Here is a 24,373-nt window from a genome sequence, read left to right as displayed (position 1 = left end):
CTCGCGCCGGTCCTCACGCCGTATGCGTGCGTGAGCGATCCGTCGAACGTGGCGCAGTACCACGGCATCACGCGATCGGGCGTCCAACCTCGCCACTCGAGATCGCCGTACGCGCGCTCCCACGCATCGCCAAGCACGAGGCGAGTCGCGCTCAAATCGCCGCGCCAGCGAAGGTGTATCCGCTTCACCGCGGCCGTCGGCGACGTGAGGCCGACGTGAAGCAGCAAGCGGCCCGGCGTCGTTGCGACAACGAGCTCGCGATCCGTCCAGTGATCGGCGCTGTCGCGAACGAGCCGCCGGTCGCCGTCGGCGGTCTGCACCGTCACGGCGTCGGGCGCGCGCCGGAGATCGATGAATCCGCGCGGCGCGTGCGATTCGAGATTCGCGTAGGCTCGAGCTCGATCGACGACTCTCGTGGCGGCGAGCAACGCCGAGGCTTCGAGAAACTCGCGGCGGGAAGTCACGCCCTAAGCTATGCCGCGCGTCTGTCGCGAACGAGCCCGATCACGCAGCTTTGTCGCTGCAACTCCAACACGAGGCTGATCGCATGCGACCCCTCGCCGTTCGCGCCTTCTTGGCTGCTGTCGTTTTGATCGCCAGTGCATCACAGGCGCGAGCCCAGGCCGCGCCCGCGCCGCGCCCGACGCCGATGGTGCTCACCATCCCCGCATGGCCCGACGGCGCACAGATCCCGGCGAAGTTCACTCAGGCGGGCGAGCAGGTCTCGCCCGAGCTCAAATGGAGCAACGTGCCGGCGGGAACCATGAGCTTCGTGGTGAACATGCTCGACCCCGACGTGTCCATTCAGCGCGGCACCGAAACGCAGCCGCATTGGATCGTCTGGAACATCCCCGCCGGAGCAGCCGGATTGCCCGAGGCGATGAAGTCCGGCGCGGAGCTCCCCGACGGCACTCGCCAAATCAGCGCGTCGGGCCCGGGATATCGTGGACCGGGAGCGCCCGCGACCGGGCCGCTGCATCACTACACGTTCGAGGTCTACGCGCTCGACACGAAGCTCGACGTCACCCCGTCATCCGCGACGCCGGCCGTGAACGCCGCGCTCGAGACGCGCGCCAACGTCATGAAAGCGATGCAAGGCCACGTACTCGGCAAAGCCGTCTACGTCGGGCTCTTTCATCGACCTCAATAGGGCGTTGCTGGCACTCGAGGGTGATCGATGTTGCGCCTGGGGAGCTGCACGAATTGGTACTGCAACGATTTCACGGATTACACACGGATTTCGCGGAAGAACAAAGCCTTTGCCGACGATCACCGGTCACCGATAACTGCTTGGCTCGGAGACCGGAGACCGGAGACCGGAGACCGGAGACCGGTGACCGGTGACCGGTGACCGGAGACCTGTGGCCAGAGGCCCGTGACCGCGACTATCTCGTGATCACCAGCAACGCCACGCGGCGGTTCTGAGCTTTTCCGTCGTCGGTGGAGTTGTCCGCCACCGGGTTCTTCGATCCGAACCCCTCGGCCATGATGCGCGACGCGGAGAGGCCGTTGTGCTCGACGGACGAGACTGCGCTCTCGGCGCGCTCGCGCGACAGTCTCAGGTTGGCGGCGTCACTTCCCGTACTGTCCGTGTAGCCGCCGATCTTCGCGACGGCGTGCGGATATGCCTTGAGGATGTCGCTGACGTTCTTGGCCTGATTCTCGGCGTCCGGGTCGATCTTGCTGGAGTTGCTCTCGAAGTGGACGCGGTCGAGCACGATCCACGACGTGTCGTTTAGGGCGCGAGTCGAATCGTTGAGGAAGGCCACGAGCTTGGCTTCGGCGCTCGAGCCGGGCACGGTGAGGACGTTTCCGTTGGGAAGCTTCACCTGCGTAATGCCCGACGACAGCTCGGCCACCGTTCCGCCCGCGGTACGCGCGCGCGCGGTCGTCGTGTCGGCTACGGGAGCCGGCGTGCGATGCCTGGCGCGCGTGCCGAGGAAAAGCGCGATTGCGGCGAGCGCGACCAGCGCCGGCCACAGCCAGCGTACGCCACTCGTCTGCTCTTCGGGAGCGTAGACTCGCGACGGTTGGTCGGCGGGCCGCGTCTCATAGCTCGCCTCGGCGTCGTATGACGGAGCCGCCGGCTCGGCCAGCCCGAGTGCTCCCGCGACCCCCGGAGGCGCCGCGTTCTCGATTCCCTCGCGCTCGTCCTCGAACAGACGCGTAAACGAGCTCGCGTTCAAGCCGCCGTCACGGGCGCGCTTCCCCAGGACGCCGAGCAGCAACGGGGCCGCCATGCGCATCAGCGACGAGATCGATCCGCTGCGCAAGCCGCTCAGCCGGGCGAGTACGTCATTCACCGCCGCGCCGCGGGCGCCGAGCACGTTCGACAAGAGCTGTCCGCCGAGCGATGACAACGCGCCTTCGGGGGCGCCGACGAGGTCGGCGGGGTTGTCGAGAACGCGTCCGTCGTTGACGGGGTCGGTCACGATGTTGAACACCGACCGCATGGCCGTCGGATCCGCCGTTTTTCCAAGAATTCCGAGCAGCATCGAGTTCAGCCCGCCCAACAAAGCGCTCGACACGCCATGCATGGGCTCTCCCAAACTCGATGCGATTTTCGAGGTCAGATCCGGCGTGGCCAAATTCTTCACGCTGTCGATCAACGAGGTCGTCATCTCGGTACCCGTCCCACTGAAATCCAACCCGCGGGCGCCTCGGGGTCGCCTCGCGGTTGCGAGTCGTCGCCGTTCCATACGGTATGCGGCTATGCCTAAGCAAGAGGAAGGCGCGCATCGGCTGGCGCTTCACCGATGATGCTGGAGGACCTTGATCCAATGCCCCCGCGCTCGATGCGCGGTGTTGTCAGCGGCCGAATCGCAGCCGAGCGGACGCCAGCGACGCAAGACCTCGTTTCACGAAACGCGTCACCGGCCGAACCCATGCTTGGCGCGCGATCGCGCCCACGACTGAGCCGATTTGTTCTGCGCGTCGGCGTTGCCGAACGCCGGTCTCGACGGCGCGGCGGAGCGCGCTCGGTACGCCGAACTCCACGTTGTCGTCCGAGTCGGCGGTGTCGACGGCTCGCCACGCCGTTTCAAAATTCTGGTAAAACGCGCCAAAGGCGGGCGCGAGCATTTCCTTGTAGGCCGCGATATGGGGCAGATACGGAACCTTCGGTCCCGGCGGTCGGCCGATCGTCGGGTTCGTGTTGATCTCCCAGACCTGTGGAACGCCCTCGAGCACGCCATAGTCGACGCGGCCGTAGTCGGTTCCCGCGACCTCGAAAATGTCGCGAATCCATGCCTCGTGCGGATTCGCCGCGAGGTAGCGCGTTTCCTCGTCGGCGCGGACGCGGTCGAAGATTCTATAATCCCACTTCACCATCCACTCGCGGCTGATCTCCAGGTACCGCGGCACGACGCGATCCCCGATCTTGTACGCCGAATATTTGCGATAGAGTCCGTCTTCGTCCTTGGTGTCGCAGAACTCGACGACGAGCAGTTCGTGCAGTCGGTGGCGCGACGACATGAGCGAAGCGAGCGCGGCCTCGAGCTGCTTCGGCGATTCGAGCAGTGGTGTCAGATTGCCCGTGTGCCGGTTGGCGAAGCGGACGAAGACCGGGTAGCGGAGCGCCGCGGCGCCAGTGGTCCGATGGTCTTTCGCCGTCCGGCCGTCGCCGAAAACGACGTCCGTCGCGCGCCACGCGCAAAAGCGATTCATGCCCGCCGCACGGGCCGCGTGCAGCAATTCGTGACGTAGGAGCACGCGGCCCGGTTGGTTCATCACGCGCGCGAGGCCGTTTGCGCCGGCGAGGCGCTCGCACGCGAGGTTCGCGAGGTCGCGCTCCGCGTTTGTCAGGCGATCGATCTCGGTAAAGACCCACGTACCGAGCGGCAGGCGATCGAAACGCGCCAATTCGTCGTACAGCACGACACGCATGCAGTCCCGCAGCGCGATCCCTTCTTCGTCGAGGTAGTATCGCATCGAGAAGCTGCCCTCGGCGCCGACGACGAAGTGGATCATCGCTAAAGTTGCGTCAGCGGAGCAGCTCGCGCACGCGCGGGATCACCGAGCGTCCGTACAGCTCGATGCTGCGCATCATCTTGTCGTGCGGCAGCGTGCCCGCACTGTACTTCATGTCGAATCGCTCGATTCCGAGCGCGCGCGCGGTGCCGACGATCTTGCCGGCGACGGTTTCCGGCGATCCGACGTACAGCGAGCCACGTTCGACCTCCTGCTCGAACTGCGCGCGACTGATCGGCCCCCACCCGCGTTCCGCGCCGATGCGGTCGTGCATCGCCTTGAACGCGGGCCACATCGCCTCGCGAGCCTGCTCGTCGGTATCCGCGACGTGTCCCGGCGAGTGCACGCCGACGGGCAGCATGGGCGCGTTCATTTGTGTGAGCGCCTGGGTGTACAGCTGTATGAACGGCTTGAACCGCCGCGGATCGCCGCCGATGATCGCCAGCGTGAGCGGAAGCCGATAGCGCGCCGCACGCACGACCGATTCCGGGCTGCCGCCGACTCCGATCCAAACCTTGAGTCCGTGTTCGGTCGTCGGAAATACGCGCGTCTTCTCCAGCGACGCGCGGGTCGAACCCTCCCAGCTCACCGGCTCGCCGGTGCGGTCGTAGTGCAGCAGCGCGGCGAACAGCTCGAGCTTCTCCTCGAATAGCACCTCGTATTTCGAGAGCGGATACCCAAACAGCGGAAACGACTCGGTGAACGATCCGCGGCCGAGGATCACCTCGGCGCGGCCGTTCGACGCGGCGTCGAGCGTGGCGAAGCGCTCGAAAACGCGCACCGGGTCGTCGGAGCTGAGCACCGTCACGGCTGAGCCGAGCTTGATGCGGCGCGTGCGTCCGGCGATCGCCGCTAGAACGACTTCGGGGGCCGAGATCGAAAAGTCGTCGCGGTGGTGCTCGCCGACGCCGATGAAGTCGGCGCCCACCTCGTCGGCGAGCACGGCTTCGTCGATGACGTCGCGGATCGTCTGCGCGTGGGAGAGGAGCTTGCCGTCCGCGCCACGCGTGACGTCGCCGAAGGTGTCGAGCCCGAGCTCGATCGAGGATGTGTTTCGCGAATGTTCGGTGTCTTCCATGCGCGAAAATGTACGGACGCTGTCGACCGGGGCCCCCCGCACAGCCGGCATGACTTTTCGGTCGCGGCGAACGGCGTGCGCGCCGACCCTCGCCCACCGACGCGCGACGAATCAGATTCGATCGCGCGGAACGCTCGTGCCGCTCGGATTCGTGCCACCTCTTTCGGAGCTCTCGTATGCGATCGCTTTGGAGAATGATCCTGCCTGTCGTCGTGCTCGGGGCCGCATCGCTACCGTCAGTGGGGTTCGCGCAGTCGAGTGCGAGCGTCGATCTCACCGGGAAATGGCTCTTCACCGTGAACACCGACGGCGGGAGCGGCACGCCAACCGTGACCTTGACGCAGAAGGGCGATTCGCTCACCGGGCACTACTCTTCGCAAATGCTCGGCGAGGCGGAGCTCAAAGGCTCGGTGAAGGACGGAAAGTTCTCGTTCACGCTGCAGGGGAACGTGCAGGGCACTGCGGTCACCGTGACCTACACCGGCACAATCGAGAGCAAGGACGCGCTCAAAGGCTCGGTCGATCTCGGCGGGATGGCGAGCGGTACGTTCACGGCAAAGCGGGCATGAGTCCGACGGACGCTCACCGTCTCGGCGGACGAAACGGCCAGGGACGCGCGAGCGCGCACGGCTCGCGCTGCAGGTTGGCCGTCACCTGAATCTCCGCCAGGAAGCGCTCGACGCCGAGCGCGGCGCCCAACTCCGGCTTGAGGAGTTTGAGCGCGATTTGGCGGCGATGTTTGACGTCGCGCGCGAGATAGACGCTGGCCATTCCCCCCGCGCCGATCTCGCGCTCGATCTCGTATCGGCCGACGAGTGCCTTGTTCAGGACTGCGGAGGTGTCCATGACCTCTGTTGAGGGATGAGGCAGCAGTGACGATGAGCCGTCGGCGCCCCGCAGCCAGAGCAAATGCTCTCAGCCAGACCGAGCTCTCGTTCCTCGCGCTCGACCTCCGCGGAAGCCTCGGTTGTGGAGGGAGGCGAAGAGGCGCCCCGGAGTCCGCGACGGCGCCGCCTAACCGTCCGCCCCGACGACGTTCCCGAGCACGATGGCCGCGTTCCGCCGTAACCCCCGCAACTTGGCGCGCTTCATTGGCGACGCTCTGAACGCGCTGCGAAAATGCTCGTCGTCCGTCGAAAGAATCTCTCGCGCCAGCGCGGGAGCGTCCCGACCTTCGAGCGCTGTGCGCGTCCGAAACGCGTCCTCGCGTACCGGCACCGAGAACTTCTCATTCCACGGACACACTTCCTGGCACACGTCGCACCCGTACACGTGGCCCCCGATGGCCGCATGCCATTCCCCCGGAATCTCGCCCTTGATCTCGATCGTGAGATACGAGATGCACCGGTTCGAATCGAGCACACGCTCTTCGACGATCGCGCCCGTCGGACAGGCATCGATGCACCGGCGGCACGTGCCACAATGATCGCTCGCGAACGGCGCGTCGGGGTCGAGCTCGAGATCCAGCACCAATTCGGCGAGAAAAAAGAACGACCCGCGCTGCGGGTTGATCAGCATCGTGTTCTTGCCGAACCAGCCGAGTCCGGCGCGTCGTCCGAGATCGCGCTCGAGGATCGGACCGGTGTCGACGTACGCTTTCCCCGTGACGCGAGAGCCGACCGCCGCTTCGACAAAATGGTGCAGGGATTGAAGACGCTCGAGCAGCACTTCATGGTAGTCGTCGCCGCGCGCGTACCGTGCGACGGGACCGGAGGGCTCGCGTCCGCCGTAGTCCATTCCGACGACGATCGCGCTCTTGGCCGTCGGAAATGGCAAGCGCGAGTCGCGTCGCTTGGCCGCGGTCCGTGACATGTACGCCATCTCGCCCTCGTAGCCGCGCTCGAGCCACGCGTCGAAGGCCGGCGCGGTCTCCGCGGGGCCGAGCTTGGCGATGCCGACGAGGTCGAAGCCAAGGCCGTACGCCTGTGCCTTGATCAGCGATTCGATCATGGTTTGCGCACGGCCCATGTCGCGTATCGCTCGACATCATCCGCGCTCGGCACCGCAGATTCGTCACCATAGGCGGTATACATCCGCCAACGCACGTAGGTGGCGTCGGGGAGCGGAAGAAACGGGAACCGGCGATACCAATCACGCGCGCGGAACCGCCAGCCGACGCGAAGCAGCGCCAACCCGGTGCGGGGATGTCGGATGGCGCGCCACACGAGCCTGGCCGCGACCGATGACCAAGATCGTTTGATGACAGCGTCGATCGATTGAGGCATGTTCAAAAATGCAATTGGGCTCGTCTAATCCTTACCCTCGGCACGAGGCGGCGCCACGTGCCGCGGAGGCCCGGCTCGCCCCGACTGAGAAATCGGGCTCGCCGACCTGGTGAGGGTTTCCCTGACGGGCTTGTCGGGTACCCATCGGATCGGCTTTCCGGCTTCGTCCGACGGAGATATTGCCCGGAAAAGACGAACTTCTCCTACAAGCCCGACGGCAATGCGCCACCGCGCTTCGCTCCCCGACCGGAGAAGTTTCAATGCGGAAGCAAACCTGGATTTCAGCCACCCTCGGCGCCACGGCACTCCTTGGCGGTCTAGCCCTTCTCACCGGCGCGCGGCGTCACTCGACGGTCGATCGCGTCGACTTCGACACCCTGCGGCGTGCGACGAGCCCTGTCTACGATCCGCGACTCGCGCCTGCGAGCGACGCCGACATCAAGCAGTTCCGCGTTCCCATCAAGGACGCCATCGTCGAGATCTCGAACGGCGTGGCGTATCAGGGTTGGACGTTCGGCGGTACGGTGCCGGGTCCGGTGCTGCGCGTGCGACAGGGGGACTCGGTGAGGGTCACCGTGGTGAACGAGTCGCCGATGCCGCATTCGATCGACTTTCACGCCGCGCGCATTCCGCCCAACGTCGCCTATCGGATGATCCTGCCCAAGGACTCGGTGTCGTTCGAGTTTCTCGCGCGTGATGCTGGCGCGTTCATGGTTCACTGCGGCACGCCCCCGGTGCTCATGCACCTCATGCAAGGCATGTATTTCCCGATCATCGTCGATCCGAAGGGTGGCTGGGGCACGCAGGCTGACAAGGAGTACGTGCTCGTGCAGAGCGAGTTCTACGCGAAGCCGGGCGACACGGCCAAAGCCGGCGGCGTGATGGTGCCGATGCAGCCCGATTGGCAAGCAGCGACGTCGCGCAACCCGTCGCAGGTAGTGTTCAACGGCCGCGCGTTTCAGTACAAGGATCATCCGATCAAGGTCGACGCAGGCGATCGCGTGCGATTCTTCGTCGTCAACGCGGGGCCGACGTTCAACAGCGATTTCCATGTCGTCGGTGCGGTGTTCGACCGTGTGTATCCCGACGGAAATCCGGCCCACGCGCTCACTGGCGTTCAGACCTATACGGTGCCGGCGGGCGGCGGTGTGGTGTTCGAGGCGGTCTTTGACGGCGGCGAGGGGCTCTACCCCTTCGTGACGCATAGCTTCGCGGACGCCGAAAAGGGCGCGGTCGGAATCATTCAGGTGGGAATACCGAAACAGTTTGCGACGATGGTGCACTGAGGAACGACCGTCCATCGAGAATCGGCGGCATCGGCGCGCCGAGCGCGGCTAACGCGCTGGGCATCACATCCACGGTCCGCCGCGGCGCGTCTGGCAAGGGACGATTCGTGAGCAGCGGCACCAGCATGTGCTCTCGGTGCAGCGCGCCGTGCGAGCTCACGTGGCGAATCGGTTCGTAGCGCGCACGAAAATCCCAATCGCGCGCCGCCGAGAGTACGATGTCGCCCGACCGCGGCGACGAAACGAGGTGAACGACCTGGACGATCGAATCCGGATAGTCGGTGTCGATCGTGAGATCGTACGCCTCGTCGTCCGAAGCGCCGCAGACGTCCTGGCCGACACCGAGTGGATCACCCGATTCGCGCGTGTAGTGGAATCCGCGCTCCGTTCGCCAAACGGCGGCATCGCCTCGGTCGGCCGATCGCACGATGACGCGGTCGCCGCGACGCACGGCGAGTAGGTCGACCGAGCGACGGGCAAGGAGCGCATCACACAACGCGCGCCAGCGTGACGCGTCGACCGAGGGACGCGCGCGTGCCCGGACGTCGCAGTACAAATGCGCCATGGCGTTGCCGCTCACCATCACCGCGACTTCGGCGCCGAGCGTCACGACCCAGGGGTGCGACATGGTGCGATGGCCGATCGCCTCGATGACGCCGGTGAGATCCTCGTGCGACGTGACGCGCGAGTGTCCGTGGTCGCTCACGATCCACAGATGCATGTCGTCCCAGCGTGCGCTTCGCTCGGCGTCGTCGCGAATGCGCGCGGCGGTCGCGTCGACGATGCGGAGGGCATCGATCGTCAGCGGCGAGCTCTGCCCCCGCGAGTGCGAGACCTTGTCGACGCCAGTGAGCGCGGCAAATGCGAAGTCCGGCTGCTCGACGCGGAGGCGGCGCACGAACTGGTCGGCGGCGATGCGGTCGATCTCGAGCCACCCCGCGAGGTCGCCCGAAAAGTGGGTGCGTGCCGCCCGCAGGGCAGAACGCGGCGTGATCGAACCGATGCGCTGGCGAGGCGGCAGTCCCCGCGTGATGACGCTCAGCGCTCCTAAACTCGTACCGGTGAGCTCGAAGATCGTCGGCGCCGAAGCGTCCACGTCCCGGTTCACCGCACTCATTTGATAGCCGACGTAGCTGCGCGAGTAGTCGGGGAACGTGCAGGCCGTCCGGTCGCGGTCGAACCAGCGAAGTCCCGGCAAGCCGACCGGGCCGGGAAAACGGCCCATGAGGAACGGGGCATAGGCGGGCCCGGTCACCGAGGGGAAGCACGACGTGACCGTGTGGAGCCCGCCTTCGGCACGGAGACGGGCAAGCGCCGGCAACGCGCCCGAATCGAGCGCGGCCGCGAGCGTATCCGGACGCGCGCCATCGGCGAGGAGAATGACGACTGACACTTGTGGCGGAGTAGAGGGGAGCCCCCATGGAGAAGCTCGCCTCTGTGAACTCCTCCCTCAACCCCGTAAGATGAACGCCATGCCAGACCGAAAATCACGCGCCGTCACGGCGAAGGCCGCGCGCCCCGCGAAGCCGAGGTCGCCGCGGACGGCGGGCGGCAATAAAGCGAGTCCTCAACTCCTGGCCGAGGCGTCCAGGACGGCCCAAGAGGGGTATCGGGAAAGGACGGAGGCGGGGCACCGCGCAGCCGGGCGCACACCGCCCTCCGAGAAAACCCCGGGCGGACCGACCACGCCGCCCAAGATGGTCGACGACGCGATTCGCACGTACATCCCGCCGGTCACGGAAGACGAGAAGCTCCTGCAATCGGGAAGCAGCCGCGACGATTTCACCCGCACGGATCCGTGGCGTGTGATGCGGATCATGGGCGAGTTCATCGAAGGGTTCGACAACCTCGCGCACGTGACCAAAGGGGTGACGATCTTCGGCTCGGCGCGCACGCATCCCGACGACCCGCAGTACCAGGCGGCGCAGGAAGTCGCGCGTCTGCTCGCCGAGGCAGGGTTCGCGATCATCACCGGCGCGGGTCCGGGGATCATGGAAGCGGCGAACAAAGGCGCCAAGCAGGGGGGCGGCACGTCGATCGGCTGCAACATCGAGCTGCCGTTCGAGCAGGGCGCGAACCCGTATCTCGATACGCTCATCAACTTCCGCTACTTCTTCGTGCGGAAGACGATGTTCATCAAATACTCGAACGCGTTCATCATCTTCCCGGGCGGGTACGGCACGCTCGACGAAGCCTTCGAGGCGCTGACGCTGATCCAGACCGGCAAGATCTATCAATTCCCGGTCGTGATGTTCGGCCGACACTACTGGGCCGGGCTGATCCGCTGGATCCAGTCGCGCGTGTTGGGCGAAGCGAAAATCTCACCGGGAGACCTGGATTTGATTTTGCTCACCGACGACCCCCAAGAAGCCGCGCACGCCGTGATTCAGGCGTGGGAAGCGCAAAACGGGGGGGGACGCTGACGACATGGCGAAGCATTCCGACAACAAACCATCGGCCGCCGGCCCCAAGGGCGCGCAGAAGGCGGCCGCAGAGGAGCGCGAGCGCTCGGGCGCCAAGCACGAAGCGCGCGAGAAGAGCAAGTATCTCCGCGGGCCGCGCATCGAACCCAAGGCGATCAGCGGAACCGAAACAGCCGCGGATCTGATCGACAACGTGTTCCTCGCCTACAACGCGGCGCGCCTTCGAGAAGCGTGCGGACTGTTCACCAAAAAGATGCTCGATCCCGACGTCACGGTCGGCATGACGCTCACCGGGGCGCTCACGCCGGCGGGGCTCGGCATGGCGGCGCTCATTCCGCTCATCGAGAGCGGGTTCGTCGACTGGATCATCTCGACCGGCGCGAATCTCTATCACGACACGCACTTCGGTCTCGGGCTCGCGATGCACCGCGGGAATCCGCAGGAGTCGGACGTGGTGCTGCGCGACGAAGGCGTCGTGCGCATCTACGACATCTTCTTCGACTACGACGTGCTGCTGTCGACCGACGCCTTTTTTCGGGCCGTCATTCAAGGACCCGAGTTTCAGCGCGCGATGTCGAGCGCCGAGTTCCACAATCTGTGCGGCAAGTACGTGCGCGAACGGGAGCGAGCGCTCGCCGTCGGACAGAAGTCGTTGCTTTCCGCGGCGTACAACGCCGGCGTGCCGATCTACACCTCCTCGCCGGGCGATTCGTCGATCGGCATGAACGTCGCCGCGCTCGCGCTCGAGGGGAACAAGTGCACGATCGACCCGAACCTCGATGTGAACGAGACGGCGTCGATCGTGCTCGACGCCAAACGATCGGGCGGAAAGTCGGCCGTGCTCATCTGCGGCGGCGGCAGCCCGAAGAACTTCATGCTGCAGACCGAGCCGCAGATTCAGGAAGTGCTCGGCATCGACGAAAAGGGACACGACTATTTCCTGCAGATCACCGACGCGCGTCCCGACACGGGCGGCCTCTCCGGCGCCACGCCCGCCGAAGCCGTGAGCTGGGGCAAGATCGATCCCGATCGATTGCCCGACGCCGTCGTGTGCTACATGGACTCGACCGTCGCGCTGCCGCTGCTCACGTCGTACGCCAAGGCGCGGCACGCGGACCGCCCGCTCAAGCGCTTGTACGATCGGCGCGACGCCATGATGGAGCGTTTGCGCGCCGAGTTCGCCCGGTCGTCCGACGCGTCGTTTGCCAGCGGCGCGCACGCGGGATAACTTGGAACGGTGAGCCACGCGCCCGGCCTGTCGGCCGGGCGCGTAAGTTTTCCCTGGACTCAAAACGCTCGCGACCGGGCGATATGATCGAAGAGCTGAAGCAAAAACTCGCCGCGGAAGCGGAACGGCTACAGTACGAGCTCAACGTCACGCTGCCGCAGGAAATTCGCAAAGCCGTCGAGCTCGGCGACCTCCGTGAGAACAGTGAATACAAGGCCGCGCTCGAGCGCCAGCAATTCGTGCAGGCGCGCCTCGGGCATTTGCGCGAGCGCCTGAGCAAGCTTTCGGCGATCGATCCGTCGCAGATCCCGTCGGACCGCGTGGGTTTGGGATCGAAGGTCGTGCTCGAGGATCAGAAAGCCGGCGGCCGCGAGACTTACTATCTGGTCTTCGGCGACGCGATCGAGTTCGAGGAGGGACACGTCACGATGGCGTCGCCCATCGGCCGGGCGCTGCTCGGCAAGGCCGTCGGCGAGGTGGCCTACCTCAGGCTGCCGACGATGGTGCGCCAGCTCCGCGTCGTCGAGCTCCGTACGATACACGACCGCGGCGGCGGCGAGGAATAGCCGCCGCCTCTTCCTGAACGATGCGGTTGAACCGCGTCAACAGGTACGGATCGAAGATTTTCCCGCGGTCGTTGTTCATCATCGTCAGCGCCTCGTCGCGCGAGAACGCGGCGCGGTAGGGTCGGTCGGTCGTCAGCGCGTCGAACACGTCGGCGACGCACACGATCCGCGCCGCGAGCGCGATGTTCTCGCCGGCGATGCGGTCCGGATATCCCGCGCCGTCCCACCGCTCGTGGTGGTGGCGCACCATCGGCAGGATGTCCCACGGAAATTCGATGTCCGCGAGGAGCTCCGCGCCCGCGGCGGCGTGGCCTTCCATCACTTCGCGCTCACGCGGCGTGAGCCGGCCGGGCTTGTTCAAGATCTCCGTCGGCACCGAGATCTTTCCCACGTCGTGGAGTAGCGCGCCGATGCGGAACCAAAACATCGTGATCTCGTCGAACCCGATGTCTCGCGCCAGCGCGCACGCGTAATCGGCGACGCGCTCGCAGTGGCCCCGCAGGTAGTTGTCCTTCGATTCGATCGAGCTCGCCCAGCGCGCGACGACGAGGTAGAACCGCTCCTCGAGGCGCTCGACCCGCTCCTGCAGCTCGGCGAGGTTGCGCTGCGACTCGAGCTTGGTGAACAGGCGGTGCGATTGCGTGAGAGCCTGCAAGGTCTCGCGATTCTTGTGCAACAGCTCGAACAACTCGGCTTGGTCGCGCGCCGTCTCGCCGGCGAGCAGCAGATCCTCGCGGCGTATCGCGTTGTCGTACGCGGCGGCGAAATGGCGCTCGGCGCTCTCGAAGTCGCCGCGCGCGCGGGCGATGACGCCCAGATGCTTGTACGTCTCGCCGAGGGCGCGGTCGTCGTTTGCTTCGATCGCCTCGGGAAGGATCGATTGGCAGAGCGCGTCTGCGGCGTTCAAGTCGCCGCGCACGAGGTGCAGCCGGGCAGCGTTGGTCAGCGCCAATAGCCGGTGCGGCACGTCGCCGGCCGCGCGGCACAACACGATCGCCTCGTCGTATGCGGCCTGCGCTTCGTCGAGCCGGCCGAGATGCGTATAGACGAGCGCCATGTTGTTGAGCGCGTGTCCGACCTGCCGCTGCATCCCGAGCGTCCGATAGACGACAAGGCTCGTCGCGTAGTGCTCGAGCGCCGCGGGCAAGTCGCCGCGCATGCTCGCGATGACGCCGAGATTCTGCGCCACCATGGCTTCGAGCTGGCGCTCCCCCGTCTCGACGGCCAACGAAAGCGCGCGCGCGTACATCGGTTCCGCCGCCGCGTAATCGCCGCGAGTCAGCAGGATGTTGCCGGCGAGATTCTTCGCGTGAGCGATGTCCGCGAGCGCGCCGTGCGCCTCGGCCGAGCCGAGCGCGGCGTCGAGACAGTCCAGAGCGACGTCGAGTTGGCCGTCGTCGCAATACGAGCGGGCGATGCGCCGCAGAATCGTCGAGGCCGCCCGGCTCTCGCGCAGCAGCCGCAGCGCGCGGTCGTAGAGAAGTCGCGCGAGCTCTCGATTGCCCGCGCGCTCGGCGGTTTCGGCTTCGACGACGAGATGCGCCGCCGCGCCGCTGAGGGGCAGGGGAAACGCCGTGCTCTGCGCGCTCACGCCACCGAGGCGCGCGTAGGCGCGGGAGGACGGGTCATTTTCTTCGCCAACGTCGGGCGCGAGATGCCGAGCAAGCGCGCCGCCGCCGCCTGATTCCCGTTCGTGATCTTGAGCGTGAGCGTCACCGCTTCGGCGACGATCTCGTCGAGCAACTTGCCGTTGGTCGGAATCTTGATCTCACCGATCGCGTCGGGTCCGCTCGCTTTCGCCGCTCGCCGCTGGATCATCAGGTGCTCGGCGCGAACGATCGACGAGTCGCCACTCAGAATCGCCGCGCGCTCGACGACGTTCTTGAGCTCGCGCACGTTCCCGGGCCAGCGATGTACGCGCAGCGCGGCGCACGCATCGGCGGAGAACGCCTTGGATTGTCCGTGCTCGCGCGTCTCGTGCGCGAGGAAATGACGGGCGATGACCTCGATGTCCTCGATTCGGTCGCGAAGTGCCGGCAGGGTGATCGAGAAGACGTTGAGGCGGTAGTACAAGTCCTCCCGAAACTCGCCGCTGGCCACCACCTGCTCGAGGAGCGGACTGGCCGCCGCGACGATGCGGCATTCGATCGCGATCTCCTCGAACCCGCCGAGGCGACGCACCTGACGCGACTCCAGCGCGCGCAGCAGCTTAGGCTGGAGCATGCGAGGCAGATGGTGGACTTCATCGAGGAAGAGCGTTCCCGAACCCGCGAGCTCGAGGAGTCCTTGCTTGCGCGCGTGCGCACCGGTGAACGCGCCGCGTTCGTGGCCGAACAACTCCGACTCGAGCAGCGCCTCGGGTATCGCCGCGCAGTTGATCGCGACGAAGGGTTCATCGGCCGCCGCGCTCGCGTAGTGGGTGCCGCGCGCGAACAACTCTTTGCCTGTTCCGGTCTCGCCGATCAGCAGGACCGTGGTGCGGCGCGTGCCCGCCACCTGCTTCGCGAGGCTGATGGCTTCGCGGAGCAGCGGGCTCGAGCCCACGATGTTTTGAAACCCGAAGTCAGGCGCGCGGTCCGACGCGGCGGCCGTGCGATCTTCATCGTGCAGCAACCGGAACCTCTGGCGGGATTGGGGCTTAGCGATTGAAGCTTGGCCCTAGAAGTATCGTCCGTTCTCCCCGCCGGTTAATCGATCGCGCACTCGGGCTGCCCACTGGCGGGCACCTATGCGCTCGAACGCGAGCAACGACCGACTCCAGGTCTCTTCGGCAACCGTTCGGTGGCCCCCCGCCGCCAATGCGCACGCCAGCTGAAAGCGGATTTCAGCGCTGGTCAACGCGTCTCCCGACACCGCCGCCAATCGGGCGGCCTTTCCGAGTGCCTCCTCGGCAGCCGCCAAGTCGCCGCCCATGCGGTGGGCGGCGCCGACCAGCTTGAGCGCGATCGCGTGGCGAGCGCTGTCGCGCCTGCGTTCCGCGATCTCCAACGCCCTGTCGATCGCCGGCCGGGCGGCGCTCACGTTTCCATAGATCAATTCCAACTCGGCGAGGTTTCCTTCGATGATTCCCTCGAACAGCATCTCGCCGCGTTCGGTCGCGATCTCGAGGGCGCGCGTGTACGCTTTGCGAGCCTCGTCGTGATGCCCGTCCTTCGCGTGGACGATGCCGAGGTTGTTCAGCACCCAGCACACCTGCTGCTGATCGTTCTGCGCTTCGAACGTCCGGAGCGCCGCCCGGTAGTGCGCCATCGCCGCGACCGGGTTGCCGCGAATGTCGGCCATGACGCCCAGGTTCTGCTGGATCATGCCGACGAGTCGCGGCTCGCCGCACGACTCCGTCGCCGTGAGCGCCTGCGTGAACAGATCGTCGGCGAGCGGCAGGTCGCCCGCGTTCAAGGCGAGGATGCCGATGCAGTTCAGCGCGTGCGCGATGCCTGCGCTGTAACTCAGCTCCCGCGCGACCGTGAGACTTCGTTGATAGAGCGGCTTGGCCTCGACCGGGTTTCCTCGATCGCGAAGCACCGTGCCTTGCCATCGAAGCACGTCGGCGACGAGAGGTGTCGCCTCGTGCGCGCCGAGGAGGGAGAGAGCGTCTTGGTGCAACCTGACTGCGTCGTCAGGAGAGTCCCCCAGCCCGGCGGCGCGCCCCAGCTCCGTTAGACGTCTCGCCTCCTCGGCCGCGTGCCCCGAATGTCCGCGGATCGGCTCGAGGTTCATCGTTCCCCGACAGCGTGGAGAGGACTTACTCTCTTCCGCTGGCCAGGATGTACCCCGAGAAGTGCCACACCGTGAACGTCGCCACTGAATTCAGCAGGTCCACGTTGACGTTGAGCTGCTCGGTGATCGACGTCGGCTTGGTCGAATCGGGGAAATATCCGGCGAAGAGCGAGAGAGGATTCACCAACCCGTTGCGACTGGCCTGCGTCAGGCCGAGGTTCTGGGTCACGACGAGCGGCAGGTTGAACTTGAGGCCGTGCGGCGCGAATTCGTATTCGACGTTCGAACCGGCGACCGCCGTCACGGTGATCGTCTGCTTCGACGACAGCGCGAGGGGCGGCACGACGACGAGCAGGCCGGCGCTCGGCAGAGCCAACGCACCGCCGAGAGGACCGATGGTCGCCGAAGTCGACACGGAGTTCGCCAGCGGCGTCGTACGCTGCAGCGGCGTCACCTGGATCGGATTGGCGAGGCCAAGAAGACTCGTGAGGCTGGCGTTCGCCTCGGTCGCCTCGGTAGGCACCGACCCGGCCGGACCACTGGGCGCGGTCGGAATGTCGGTGGACACGCATGCCGCCGCGACGACAGCAACGAGGGCGGTGGAGAGAAGGAGAATGCGACGGCGCATCGAAGTCAGCTCAGGGTAGTGGTGAGGTAGCAAGCCGGGTGGGCGGTCGCCGACCCCTAAGGCAGCGTTCGTGCCGCCCTCCCAACACTCGATGCCGCAACACCTTGTCGAAAATGAGCCACCCGCTCTGGGCGGCTCGGAGCCAAGAATCTTTATCCAAGAATTCTGTCTTTAGACAAGAATCTTACCGGCCGGGGCGTCGCGGGCCGAAGGCGTGGACGCCGCGCGAACGCGCAAAACCGCGGGGTCAGGCCTCGATTGAAAAGATTCGTTGCACTTCTTTGGCATACGCGGCCACCGAGCCGCTCTGCGTCGGAGCGTCCCACCCCAGCGGCTCGGCGACGACCGCCGCGGCACGCGCGGCGATCGATGCACCGTGGTCACGCGTCTCGAACGCGAGCTTGGTGCGCCGGATGAGCAGATCGCCGAGCGTGAAGGCCATCTCGTTCCGCGCGCAGTAACGGAGCTCGCCGGCGGTGTAGGGAAGACCGTCGGCCAAGCGCGTATCGCCGCCGTCCGACGTGATCTCGCTCCAGACCCGTGGCCATCGGCTCCCGTATGACGCGGCGAGATGCGCGCTCAGCGACGCGTCATCGGTCTCGCGCGAGATGTCGGCAACGAGCTGCTCGTACGACCGAATGTCGCCGCCCGGCAGAGGCGTCAGGTGTGCGGCGCCCGCCGGGCGTCCGAGCTCGCGAAGGACGACACGCAGAACGTCGGCGGCCATGACGCGGTACGTCGTCAACTTTCCGCCGGTGATCGAGACGAGCCCGGCACCGCTCACGGTCACGGCGTGCTCGCGAGACGCGGCGCCTGGGGTTTCGCGCGACGACGGCAACAGCGGCCGAATACCCGCCCACGCCGCGACGACATCGTTCGCCCCCAGCTTCGCGGCCGGGAAAAATCGATTGGCGGTCGCCAATAGGTACGACACGTCCTCGGCGGTCGGGCGAACGTCGTCGGGCGACGACGTCGTGAACGTGTCGGTCGTACCGACGATGGCGAATGCACCGGCGGGAAGCACGAACATCACGCGGCCGTCCATCGGCGAAAGCAGCGTGAGCGCATCGTGGTTGCCGAGGCGTTCCCGCCGAATCGCGATGTGGGTGCCTTTGCTTCCGCGCACGGCTTTGCGCGCTCCCGGAAGCGGTGCGGACTGGTCGAGGGCGCGGACCGTGTCGCTCCATGGCCCAGTCGCGTTCACGACGACGGCGGCGCGGACGTCGACGCTCTCTCGTGTCAGCTCGTCGTCGACGCGCGCGCCGACGATTCGACCGTCGCGCGCCTCGAGAGCGCGCACGGACGCGTGATTGACGACCACCGCGCCGATTTCAGCGGCGCCGATCGCGTTCGCCAGCGTGAGGCGCGCGTCGTCGGTGGCAGCGTCGTAGTAGAGCGCGCCCCCGCGAAGCCCATCGGACGCGAGCCCCGGCTCGCGCGCGAGCACGCCGCGCGTGCTGAGCCGCCGGTGGCGCCGCACGTTTCGAAAGAGGGCGAGGGCGTCGTAGGCGGTGAGTCCGAGCCCCAATTTCCACCGCGGGATGCGCGCGCCGGCGTACACGGGCCAGGTGAACGCGAGCGGGCGCACGAGGTGGGGCGCGAGACGTAGCAGCTGCCTCCGCTCCGCGCTCGACTCGAACACGAGGTGGATCTGCCCGTGCTCGAGGTAGCGCACGCCGCCGTGAATCAGGCGCGACGAGCGGCTCGAGGTGCCGCTCGCGAAGTCGTTCTTTTCGACGAGGGCGACCGACAAACCGCGCGCCGCCGCCTCGCGCGCGATTCCGCACCCCGTGATCCCGCCGCCGATCACGAGTAGGTCGAACTCTCGGGCGGGGGCGCCGAGCGCCGCGAATCGCTCGGCGCGAGTCGGGAGCTGACCTTGCATTGGATCAAAGGTAAGCCAGTTTCCACGGATGCCAGCACTCGGGGCGTCAGGTCGCCGTGTCGCAATCATCGCCGGTGTCCGCACGCCGTTCGCGCGCGCGGGCACGGTGCTCAAGGGTCTCACGGCGATCGAGCTGGGCAAGCTGGCCGTGGCGGAGCTCATTCAGCGAACGAGTCTGGAGGGCAGGCTCGTCGAAGGCATCGTGTACGGCACCGTCGTGTCGTCGGTCACTGCGCCGAACATCGCGCGCGAGATATCGCTGATGCCGATGCTGCCGCGCAACTGTGAGTCGTACTCGGTGAGCCGCGCCTGCGCGTCGGCGAACCAGGCGATCACCGACGCCGCGGATCAGATTCTTCTCGGATATCACGACATCATGATCGCCGGCGGCGCGGAATCGCTCTCCAACGTCCCGATTCTCCATTCGCGCTCGATGTCGGAAAAGCTCGTCGCGCTGTCGCGCGCCAAGACGGCGGCGGGCAAGCTGCGCATCGCCGCCTCGGTTCGGCCGCGCGATCTCGTGCCGATCACGCCGGCGATCGCCGAGCCGTCGACGGGAGAGACGATGGGGCAGTCGGCGGACAAGATGGCCAAGATCAACCACATTTCCCGGGAGTCGCAGGACCAGTTCGCTCTGCGGTCCCACCGGATGGCCGCGGCGGCGACGGATGACGGACGTCTCACCGCCGAGATGTTTCCCGTTTATGTGCCGCCGCGTTACACCGAGTCGCTCGCGTCGGACAACGGCATTCGAACGGATACGTCGATCGAAGCGCTCGCCGCGCTCAAGCCCGTGTTCGACAGGCGCTATGGAACGGTGACGGCGGGAAATGCGTCTCCGCTCTCCGACGGCGCGAGCGCCGTGTTGCTGATGAGTGAGGAGCGCGCGCGCACGCTGGGGTACCGGCCGCTCGCGTTCATCCGTTCCTACGCGTACGCGGCGGTCGACCCCGGCGAACAGTTGTTGATGGCGCCGGTGCTCGCCGCGCCTCTCGCGCTGCAGCGCGCCGGCCTCACGCTCGACGACATGGATTTGGTGGAGATGCACGAAGCGTTCGCCGCGCAGGTGTTGTGCAACCTGGCCGGCTTCATGTCCTACGAATGGGCGGAGCGCGGCGGCTTCCCCGATCCGATTGGCGAGGTGGATCGCGCGAAGTTGAACGTGATGGGCGGATCGGTCGCCATCGGGCACCCGTTTGGCGCGACGGGCGGACGAATTCTCACCACGCTGGCCAACGAGCTCGTGCGGCGCGGCGGTCAGTTCGGTCTCATGACGGTCTGCGCGGCGGGCGGTCTCGGCCACGCCATGGTCGTGGAGCGCGCATGACGTCGGCGCCGACGCTTACCACCGAGCTGATCGACGACGTTCTCGTCGTCACGATCGACCGCACGGACCAGCCGGTGAACACGCTCGGCGTCGATCTCGTGTCCGACTTCGAGAGTGTGTTCACGCGCGTCGATGAGGATACGCTCATTCGAGCGCTCGTACTGATCTCCGGCAAGCCGGACGGTTTCATCGCCGGCGCCGACATCGAGCAGTTCCTCGAGCTCCGGTCGGCGGCCGACGCGGAGCGCCTGAGCCGCACCGGTCAAGATCTGTTGAACCGGTTGGAGTCGTTGCGCGTCCCGGTCGTGGCGGCGATTCACGGCGCGTGTCTGGGCGGCGGCCTCGAGGTCGCGCTGGCCTGCCGTTACCGCGTTTGCACGGATCATTCGCAGACGACGTTCGCCGCCCCGGAAGTGCAGTTGGGTCTCATCCCCGGCATGGGCGGCACACAACGCCTTCCACGCCGCGTGGGACTCCAGGCCGCGCTGGACATGATCCTCACGGGGAAGACCATTCGCGCGAGGCGCGCACTCCAGATGGGGCTCGTCGACGAGATGGTGCATCCGTCGATTCTCGGCGACGTCGCCCTCGGTCGCGCTCGGGCTCTCGCGAGCGGCACGCTCCGGCCACCGCGCCGGCGCACGGCCGGCCCGGCGAGTCTCCTGCTCGAGAGCAACTCGTTCGGCCGCGGGGTGGTCTTCAAAAAGGCGCGGCAGAGCGTGCTCGAGAAAACGCACGGGCACTACCCGGCACCGCTCGCCGCGCTCGATGCCGTGATCGCGGGCTATTCGGGCAACGGCGAGGGGTTCACCGAGGAGGCCCGCCATTTCGGCGAGATGGCGGCGACCGAGGTTTCGCGGCAGCTCGTCTTTCTGTTCTTCGCGAGCAACGCCTTGAAAAAGGATCGCGGCGTTCCCGAGCCGGCACCGCAGCCGCGCGATGTCGACAGGCTGGCCGTGCTCGGCGCCGGTTTCATGGGCGCGGGCATCGCCTCGGTCGCCATTCAGCACGGAACGCTGGTCCGTTTGAAAGACACCGACACCGGTCGTATCGGGCATGGACTCGCCGCGATTCGAGGGGTCGTGCAAGAGCGTGTTTCGCGCCGGCAGATCACGCCGCAGCAACTCGACGACGCGATGAGTCTCGTCGGCGCGACGACGGACTACTCGGGATTCGAGGCCGTGGATCTGGTGATCGAGGCGGTATTCGAGGACCTCGGTCTCAAACACCAAGTGCTCGCCGAGGTGGAACCGGTGCTCGACGCGGCCGCGGTCTATGCGTCGAATACGAGCACCATACCGATCTCGCGCATCGCCGAGGCGGCGCGTCATCCGGAGCGCGTGCTCGGCATGCACTTCTTCTCGCCAGTCCACCGCATGCCGCTGCTCGAGATCGTCGTGACGCCGGCGACGTCGCGACAAGCGACCGTTACCGCGGTCGCCTACGGCAAGCGGCTCGGCAAGACCGTGATCGTCGTGAACGACGGCCCCGGCTTCTATACGACGCGAACCTTGTCGGCGTACATGAGCGAGGCGGGTCGGTTGCTCGACGAGGGCGCGTCGGTCGAAGCGATCGACCAGGCGCTCGTCGATTTTGGGTTCCCGGTCGGGCCCATCACGCTCCTCGACGAGGTCGGCATCGACGTGGGCGGCCGCGTCGCGTCCGTACTGTCGGAGGCGTTCGGACAACGCATGACGCCACCGGAATCGATGCGGCGCGTCGTCGTCGCCGGGCGAACCGGGCGAAAAGGATCGAGCGGCTTCTATCGATACGGCGCCGGCGGTGAAAAGGGCCCCGTGGACGAGAGCGTGTACTCGGTCATCGGCGGCGAGCGCCGGCCCATCGACAAGGCCGAGATCGCCGACCGGTGTGTGTTGGCGATGTTGAACGAGGCCGCGCGATGTCTGGAGGAGGGAATCCTTCGGTCGCCGCGCGACGGCGACATCGGGGCGGTTTTCGGGGTCGGGTTCCCGCCATTCCGTGGCGGACCGTTCCGTTACATGGACAGCACAGGCGTGAGCCGGATCGTAGAACGGTTAGAGGATCTCAACATCCGCTTCCCCAAGCGATTCGACCCCGCACGACTTCTCGTCGACATGGCAGCCGGGGGGCGGAGCTTTTACGCCGGCCCACGGTAGAATTGAGGTGACGCTGGGATTTCTTTGTTCTACCGCCGATCGCAAGTGGTTGATTCAAACTGACGTACACCAATTGTGACCCTCTCCGACCACCGCAGGTCATTCGACGTGGAAGCTAGCTCGGACGCAGTCGTCGTATCCCACGTGTTGCGCGGCGATGTGGAGGCGTTCGGGACACTGGTCGAGCGGTATCGCGACCGGTACGCCCGTTACGCGTTTCACATGCTCGGCAACCGCGAGGACGCGGAAGAGGCACTGCAGGACGCGTTCACGCGGGCGTACCGATCGTTGCCGCAGTGCGAGGATCCCGAACGATTCGGGGCCTGGTTGTTCCGCATCCTGGTCAACCGGTGCCGGACCGTCGGGGCGCGACGGGGGCGACGGGCGCGGACGTTCGTGGCGGACGAAACGGCGCTGCTCGGTGCAGCGGAGGATCATCCGGCCGAGCGGACCGCGTGGCGCGAAGAAATCGATCGCGCTTTGCAGCAGTTGCGGCCCGACCAACGCGAAGCCTTCCTGTTGAAGTATGTAGAGGAGCTGGGCTACGACGAGATGTCGCAGCTCACAGGCGTCGGGGTTTCGGCGCTCAAGATGCGGGTAATGCGCGCCTGCGAACGCCTGCGCGAGCTGCTGAGTGAGGTGCACAGTGTCTGATGACGATGTGAGGATGAGCCAGATCGCGCGGGCGTTGCGCGCGCCCGTGCGCCTGAGCGCCTCGTTCGACGCCCGGGTGATGGCGGCGGTGCGCCGCCTGCCGGGTCACGAGCGGCTCAAGCTGTGGGCGCGGCTCACGACGCCGCGCACCGTGACCGTGATGCCGCTGACGTGGGGGTTGCTCGCCGCTTCCGTCGCGCTGTTCGCCGTGCTCGGCGCGATGCATTTCGCGGTGGACGTCGATCGCGCGGCCAAGCCGATCGCCAGCGCGCTCTTCCCGGCGCAAACGAAGCCGGCGCCGCAGCGCGTGCAGTTCGTGCTCGTCGCCCCCGACGCGAAGAAGGTCGCCGTCGTTGGCGACTTCAACGGCTGGGACGCGCAGCATGCCGGATATCAGGCGCAGCATCGCGGCGGCGGCGTCTGGTCGGTGACCGCGCCGGTTCCGGTCGGCCACCATCGCTACTCGTTCGTCGTCGATGACAGCGTCTGGGTCGCCGATCCAACGGCTCCGCGCGTCGTGGACAACGACTACGGCGTCCCAAACTCGGCGATCGTCGTACCGCAAGAATGACGAAGTTTCTGCGCACCGTGACGGTGCTCTCGCTCGTCGCGCGAGCCCTCACGGCGCAGAGCGCGGGTGCCGATCCGAGGCTCGTGGCGAGGCTGGACAAGCCCACGTACGTCGCGGTGAACGCGATCGTGGATTCGGCGCGCGCCGCCAAGCTTCCCACCGCGCCGCTCGTCGACAAGGCGCTCGAGGGCGCGGCGAAGGGATCTGACGGGCCAAAGATCGTGACCGCCGTGAAGCAGTTGAGCGTGCGCATGACGTCGGCGCGTGCCGTACTCGGAACGAGCGCCAGCAGTGACGAGATCAAGGCCGCGTCGACGGCGTTCGAGGCGGGCGTATCCGATCGCGATCTCGCGCGCGTCAAGGCGGCCAACGGAAAGCGCCCCGTCACCATGCCGCTCGCCGTGATCACCGATCTGATTGGACTACGGATCGAGGTGGCGACGGCGACGAATCTCGTCATCCAGCTCGAAAAATCGGGCGTCAAGGACGGGGAATTCGCGCTCTTTCAGCGCAACGTTCGCGCTGACATCGATCGAGGCGCCGACCCGACCGTCGCCGCGCAGACGCGCGCGCGCGGCCTCCTCCAGCGCGGCGCCAGCACAGGCAAGCCGTCCGAGTCGTCAGAGTAGCGTCGCGGCGACTCGATCGGGTACAATTCCCCGTCCAACCCGCCGGGGT

Annotated in this window: 24 protein-coding genes; 11 read left to right on the top strand and 13 right to left on the bottom strand. The window is 66.6% G+C overall.

The window, feature by feature from the left end:
- On the bottom strand, positions 1–464 hold a 464-nt coding region (locus VGQ44_08390), incomplete at its 3' end, for a hypothetical protein (protein ID HEV8446825.1).
- Between the two features lie 83 nt (positions 465–547).
- Here VGQ44_08390 and VGQ44_08385 point away from each other — a divergent pair.
- The gene (locus VGQ44_08385) at positions 548–1,150 is read left to right on the top strand and encodes a YbhB/YbcL family Raf kinase inhibitor-like protein (GenBank protein HEV8446824.1); all 603 of its coding nucleotides are present in this window, start codon (positions 548–550) and stop codon (positions 1,148–1,150) included.
- Positions 1,151–1,385: 235 nt separating this feature from the next.
- On the opposite strand, the gene VGQ44_08380 is transcribed toward VGQ44_08385, so the two are convergent.
- The 3 genes from VGQ44_08380 to VGQ44_08370 form a co-directional block, all read right to left on the bottom strand.
- Entirely contained in the window at positions 1,386–2,621 is a 1,236-nt protein-coding gene (locus VGQ44_08380; GenBank protein ID HEV8446823.1) for an OmpA family protein, read from the bottom strand.
- A gap of 187 nt (positions 2,622–2,808) precedes the next feature.
- On the bottom strand, positions 2,809–3,969 hold the full coding sequence (locus VGQ44_08375) for a hypothetical protein (protein HEV8446822.1): 1,161 nt from the start codon (positions 3,967–3,969) through the stop codon (positions 2,809–2,811).
- 13 nt (positions 3,970–3,982) lie between these two features.
- A complete protein-coding gene (locus VGQ44_08370; protein HEV8446821.1) occupies positions 3,983–5,047 on the bottom strand; it encodes an LLM class flavin-dependent oxidoreductase in 1,065 nt (354 codons plus the stop codon).
- Between the two features lie 194 nt (positions 5,048–5,241).
- Between VGQ44_08370 and VGQ44_08365 the strand changes: the two genes are divergently transcribed.
- Complete coding sequence (locus VGQ44_08365) at positions 5,242–5,616, top strand: hypothetical protein (protein ID HEV8446820.1); 375 nt, start codon at positions 5,242–5,244, stop codon at positions 5,614–5,616.
- Between the two features lie 13 nt (positions 5,617–5,629).
- On the opposite strand, the gene VGQ44_08360 is transcribed toward VGQ44_08365, so the two are convergent.
- The 3 genes from VGQ44_08360 to VGQ44_08350 form a co-directional block, all read right to left on the bottom strand.
- Positions 5,630–5,893 (bottom strand): hypothetical protein, encoded by a 264-nt coding sequence (locus VGQ44_08360; GenBank protein ID HEV8446819.1) that lies wholly within the window; start codon positions 5,891–5,893, stop codon positions 5,630–5,632.
- A gap of 168 nt (positions 5,894–6,061) precedes the next feature.
- The gene (queG, locus tag VGQ44_08355; GenBank protein ID HEV8446818.1) at positions 6,062–6,997 is read right to left on the bottom strand and encodes a tRNA epoxyqueuosine(34) reductase QueG; all 936 of its coding nucleotides are present in this window, start codon (positions 6,995–6,997) and stop codon (positions 6,062–6,064) included.
- The gene (locus VGQ44_08350) at positions 6,994–7,272 is read right to left on the bottom strand and encodes a hypothetical protein (protein ID HEV8446817.1); all 279 of its coding nucleotides are present in this window, start codon (positions 7,270–7,272) and stop codon (positions 6,994–6,996) included. Before VGQ44_08350 ends, queG begins: the two co-directional genes overlap by 4 nt.
- A gap of 260 nt (positions 7,273–7,532) precedes the next feature.
- Here VGQ44_08350 and VGQ44_08345 point away from each other — a divergent pair, with 260 nt between their 5' ends.
- Positions 7,533–8,558 (top strand): multicopper oxidase domain-containing protein, encoded by a 1,026-nt coding sequence (locus VGQ44_08345; GenBank protein ID HEV8446816.1) that lies wholly within the window; start codon positions 7,533–7,535, stop codon positions 8,556–8,558.
- Here VGQ44_08345 and VGQ44_08340 read toward each other — a convergent pair.
- Positions 8,512–9,951, bottom strand: a complete 1,440-nt coding sequence (locus VGQ44_08340) for an alkaline phosphatase family protein (GenBank protein ID HEV8446815.1) — start codon at positions 9,949–9,951, stop codon at positions 8,512–8,514. The two genes, VGQ44_08345 and VGQ44_08340, sit on opposite strands and share 47 nt — an antisense overlap.
- A gap of 304 nt (positions 9,952–10,255) precedes the next feature.
- Here VGQ44_08340 and VGQ44_08335 point away from each other — a divergent pair, with 304 nt between their 5' ends.
- The 3 genes from VGQ44_08335 (at position 10,256) to VGQ44_08325 (ending at position 12,775) form a co-directional block, all read left to right on the top strand.
- Positions 10,256–10,981 carry a TIGR00730 family Rossman fold protein gene (locus tag VGQ44_08335; protein HEV8446814.1) on the top strand — a complete coding sequence of 242 codons (726 nt, stop codon included), beginning with the start codon at positions 10,256–10,258 and terminating at the stop codon, positions 10,979–10,981.
- A gap of 4 nt (positions 10,982–10,985) precedes the next feature.
- Positions 10,986–12,209 (top strand): deoxyhypusine synthase, encoded by a 1,224-nt coding sequence (gene speY / locus VGQ44_08330; protein HEV8446813.1) that lies wholly within the window; start codon positions 10,986–10,988, stop codon positions 12,207–12,209.
- A gap of 83 nt (positions 12,210–12,292) precedes the next feature.
- Positions 12,293–12,775 carry a GreA/GreB family elongation factor gene (locus tag VGQ44_08325; GenBank protein HEV8446812.1) on the top strand — a complete coding sequence of 161 codons (483 nt, stop codon included), beginning with the start codon at positions 12,293–12,295 and terminating at the stop codon, positions 12,773–12,775.
- On the opposite strand, the gene VGQ44_08320 is transcribed toward VGQ44_08325, so the two are convergent.
- The 5 genes from VGQ44_08320 to VGQ44_08300 form a co-directional block, all read right to left on the bottom strand.
- Positions 12,696–14,366 carry an HD domain-containing phosphohydrolase gene (locus VGQ44_08320; GenBank protein ID HEV8446811.1) on the bottom strand — a complete coding sequence of 557 codons (1,671 nt, stop codon included), beginning with the start codon at positions 14,364–14,366 and terminating at the stop codon, positions 12,696–12,698. The genes VGQ44_08325 and VGQ44_08320 overlap by 80 nt on opposite strands.
- Positions 14,363–15,388, bottom strand: a complete 1,026-nt coding sequence (locus VGQ44_08315; protein ID HEV8446810.1) for a sigma 54-interacting transcriptional regulator — start codon at positions 15,386–15,388, stop codon at positions 14,363–14,365. The genes VGQ44_08320 and VGQ44_08315 overlap by 4 nt, the downstream gene beginning before the upstream one ends.
- A gap of 45 nt (positions 15,389–15,433) precedes the next feature.
- A complete protein-coding gene (locus tag VGQ44_08310) occupies positions 15,434–16,492 on the bottom strand; it encodes a tetratricopeptide repeat protein (GenBank protein HEV8446809.1) in 1,059 nt (352 codons plus the stop codon).
- A 25-nt stretch (positions 16,493–16,517) separates the two neighbouring features.
- Positions 16,518–17,120 carry a hypothetical protein gene (locus VGQ44_08305; protein ID HEV8446808.1) on the bottom strand — a complete coding sequence of 201 codons (603 nt, stop codon included), beginning with the start codon at positions 17,118–17,120 and terminating at the stop codon, positions 16,518–16,520.
- A gap of 247 nt (positions 17,121–17,367) precedes the next feature.
- Entirely contained in the window at positions 17,368–19,005 is a 1,638-nt protein-coding gene (locus tag VGQ44_08300) for a glycerol-3-phosphate dehydrogenase/oxidase (protein HEV8446807.1), read from the bottom strand.
- 28 nt (positions 19,006–19,033) lie between these two features.
- Here VGQ44_08300 and fadI point away from each other — a divergent pair, with 28 nt between their 5' ends.
- The 5 genes from fadI (at position 19,034) to VGQ44_08275 (ending at position 24,324) form a co-directional block, all read left to right on the top strand.
- The gene (gene fadI, locus VGQ44_08295) at positions 19,034–20,332 is read left to right on the top strand and encodes an acetyl-CoA C-acyltransferase FadI (protein HEV8446806.1); all 1,299 of its coding nucleotides are present in this window, start codon (positions 19,034–19,036) and stop codon (positions 20,330–20,332) included.
- On the top strand, positions 20,329–22,470 hold the full coding sequence (gene fadJ / locus VGQ44_08290) for a fatty acid oxidation complex subunit alpha FadJ (GenBank protein ID HEV8446805.1): 2,142 nt from the start codon (positions 20,329–20,331) through the stop codon (positions 22,468–22,470). The genes fadI and fadJ overlap by 4 nt, the downstream gene beginning before the upstream one ends.
- 108 nt (positions 22,471–22,578) lie before the next feature.
- A complete protein-coding gene (locus tag VGQ44_08285; GenBank protein HEV8446804.1) occupies positions 22,579–23,124 on the top strand; it encodes an RNA polymerase sigma factor in 546 nt (181 codons plus the stop codon).
- A gap of 13 nt (positions 23,125–23,137) precedes the next feature.
- Entirely contained in the window at positions 23,138–23,695 is a 558-nt protein-coding gene (locus VGQ44_08280; protein HEV8446803.1) for an isoamylase early set domain-containing protein, read from the top strand.
- Positions 23,692–24,324, top strand: a complete 633-nt coding sequence (locus VGQ44_08275) for a hypothetical protein (protein ID HEV8446802.1) — start codon at positions 23,692–23,694, stop codon at positions 24,322–24,324. The genes VGQ44_08280 and VGQ44_08275 overlap by 4 nt, the downstream gene beginning before the upstream one ends.
- Positions 24,325–24,373: the final 49 nt, after the last annotated feature.

This window comes from Gemmatimonadaceae bacterium (assembly GCA_036003045.1).
Taxonomy (GTDB): domain Bacteria; phylum Gemmatimonadota; class Gemmatimonadetes; order Gemmatimonadales; family Gemmatimonadaceae; genus JAQBQB01.
The sequence above is the reverse complement of the archived record's forward strand: the minus strand, read 5'-3'. Positions and strand labels throughout refer to the sequence as shown.

Coding starts and splice junctions, on each gene's coding strand:
- VGQ44_08385 (HEV8446824.1), top strand. CDS start 548: ATGCGACCCCTCGCCGTTCGCGCCTTCTTGGCTGCTGTCGTTTTGATC.
- VGQ44_08380 (HEV8446823.1), bottom strand. CDS start 2,621: ATGACGACCTCGTTGATCGACAGCGTGAAGAATTTGGCCACGCCGGAT.
- VGQ44_08375 (HEV8446822.1), bottom strand. CDS start 3,969: ATGATCCACTTCGTCGTCGGCGCCGAGGGCAGCTTCTCGATGCGATAC.
- VGQ44_08370 (HEV8446821.1), bottom strand. CDS start 5,047: ATGGAAGACACCGAACATTCGCGAAACACATCCTCGATCGAGCTCGGG.
- VGQ44_08365 (HEV8446820.1), top strand. CDS start 5,242: ATGATCCTGCCTGTCGTCGTGCTCGGGGCCGCATCGCTACCGTCAGTG.
- VGQ44_08360 (HEV8446819.1), bottom strand. CDS start 5,893: ATGGACACCTCCGCAGTCCTGAACAAGGCACTCGTCGGCCGATACGAG.
- queG (HEV8446818.1), bottom strand. CDS start 6,997: ATGATCGAATCGCTGATCAAGGCACAGGCGTACGGCCTTGGCTTCGAC.
- VGQ44_08350 (HEV8446817.1), bottom strand. CDS start 7,272: ATGCCTCAATCGATCGACGCTGTCATCAAACGATCTTGGTCATCGGTC.
- VGQ44_08345 (HEV8446816.1), top strand. CDS start 7,533: ATGCGGAAGCAAACCTGGATTTCAGCCACCCTCGGCGCCACGGCACTC.
- VGQ44_08335 (HEV8446814.1), top strand. CDS start 10,256: ATGGTCGACGACGCGATTCGCACGTACATCCCGCCGGTCACGGAAGAC.
- speY (HEV8446813.1), top strand. CDS start 10,986: ATGGCGAAGCATTCCGACAACAAACCATCGGCCGCCGGCCCCAAGGGC.
- VGQ44_08325 (HEV8446812.1), top strand. CDS start 12,293: ATGATCGAAGAGCTGAAGCAAAAACTCGCCGCGGAAGCGGAACGGCTA.
- VGQ44_08310 (HEV8446809.1), bottom strand. CDS start 16,492: ATGAACCTCGAGCCGATCCGCGGACATTCGGGGCACGCGGCCGAGGAG.
- VGQ44_08305 (HEV8446808.1), bottom strand. CDS start 17,120: ATGCGCCGTCGCATTCTCCTTCTCTCCACCGCCCTCGTTGCTGTCGTC.
- VGQ44_08300 (HEV8446807.1), bottom strand. CDS start 19,005: ATGCAAGGTCAGCTCCCGACTCGCGCCGAGCGATTCGCGGCGCTCGGC.
- fadI (HEV8446806.1), top strand. CDS start 19,034: ATGCCAGCACTCGGGGCGTCAGGTCGCCGTGTCGCAATCATCGCCGGT.
- fadJ (HEV8446805.1), top strand. CDS start 20,329: ATGACGTCGGCGCCGACGCTTACCACCGAGCTGATCGACGACGTTCTC.
- VGQ44_08280 (HEV8446803.1), top strand. CDS start 23,138: ATGAGCCAGATCGCGCGGGCGTTGCGCGCGCCCGTGCGCCTGAGCGCC.
- VGQ44_08275 (HEV8446802.1), top strand. CDS start 23,692: ATGACGAAGTTTCTGCGCACCGTGACGGTGCTCTCGCTCGTCGCGCGA.